This is a genomic window from Thalassobacter stenotrophicus (assembly GCF_001458315.1).
Classification (GTDB): domain Bacteria; phylum Pseudomonadota; class Alphaproteobacteria; order Rhodobacterales; family Rhodobacteraceae; genus Thalassobacter; species Thalassobacter stenotrophicus.
In genome coordinates this window covers 1-1172 of record NZ_CYRX01000001.1, presented here as the reverse complement: position 1 = coordinate 1172, position 1172 = coordinate 1, and the positions used below count along the sequence as shown (strand labels likewise).

General features: G+C 57.7%; 3 protein-coding genes. All 3 read right to left on the bottom strand.

What is annotated here, in order from left to right:
- Nucleotides 1-297: IS66 family transposase (locus THS5294_RS00015; protein WP_199484366.1), on the bottom strand; the 297-nt coding region annotated here is incomplete at its 3' end.
- A 55-nt stretch (nucleotides 298-352) separates the two neighbouring features.
- Nucleotides 353-700: an IS66 family insertion sequence element accessory protein TnpB gene (tnpB, locus tag THS5294_RS00010; protein ID WP_082644906.1), complete on the bottom strand. Its 348-nt coding sequence runs from the start codon at nucleotides 698-700 to the stop codon at nucleotides 353-355.
- A 2-nt stretch (nucleotides 701-702) separates the two neighbouring features.
- Complete coding sequence (locus THS5294_RS00005; protein WP_145974152.1) at nucleotides 703-1089, bottom strand: transposase; 387 nt, start codon at nucleotides 1087-1089, stop codon at nucleotides 703-705.
- Nucleotides 1090-1172 lie beyond the last annotated feature (83 nt).

The following is a 1172-nucleotide window of genomic DNA, read 5'->3' as shown; positions in this document are numbered from 1 at the left end:
AACCCGTTCCAGATGTTTGGGCAATGATCCCCGATTGGTCTGGCGCGGCTTCGGTGACCGCACCGGTGCTGTACGTTCGTCAGCATCGATCTCGGCTTCGACCTGGGCAATGGCCGTCTCGATATCCTCCAGTTCCAACTCATATTGAGCCGGATCGATCTTCTCGGATTTAGCCCCGAAGAGCGCCTTCTTAAAAGAGGCAACCAAGGCCTCAAGCCGCGCATTCTGATCCTGCTGAGCACGGATGATCGCCTTCAACTCGGCGACATCATTGGGCAATTCGTCAGGGGCGATCATGCCTGTTTCTATAACAAAACATGGGCATAATGACCCGCTCAAACGCCCCCGTGAGTCATTCCGCCGCAGCTGGGGCAGTCACCTCCAAGGGCTGCACCCGCCGCCAATCCAGACCCGCAAACAACGCCTCAAACTGGGCCGGTTCCAACCGCATCACCCCGTTCTTGATCGCGGGCCATTTGAAGCTGTTATCCTCCAGCCGCTTGTAAGCCATCACCAGCCCGCTGCCGTCCCAGTAGATCAGCTTAAGCCGATCTGCACGTTTGGCGCGGAACACATAAACCGACCCGTCAAAGGGCTTTTGGCGCAGGTGGCTCTGCACCAAGGCAGCCAGCCCGTCATGACCCTTGCGGAAGTCGACAGGGTCGCTGGCCACAAAAATCCGCACCTTATGGGATGGCATGATCACGTGGCCATGGCCCGTGCAATCTCAGCGAGCCGTGTCGCGGGTGTTGCCGCATCAAGGCGAACGGTGACATCGCCTTTGATTACATCAATCGTGCTAGAGGATATGCCGGGCAGAGGTTGAGCAACAGGTACGGCCGCCTCGATCTCAACAGGCACAAAGTCCATGCCGTCCAAATTCGGCAAAACCAATTTGCCCTGTCGCGCCATCCGCCGCCAGTCAGACACCGTGCTGGGGATCAGCTCATACCGCTTGGCAACCGCGTTGACCGTCTCGCCTTCAATCAACGTCTCCGCCACGATCCGAGCCTTCAGCTCCGATGGCCAATTCCGTTTGCCGTTTGCACGGCGCGGCACCCTTGCAAGAAACTCGTTTATAGCTCCCATACAGAAACTCCCTCAAACCAAAGAGGCCTCTGAATCGCAGATCACGCACTATGCCGTAAGTGTGGGGCGGAAACACCGCTTAC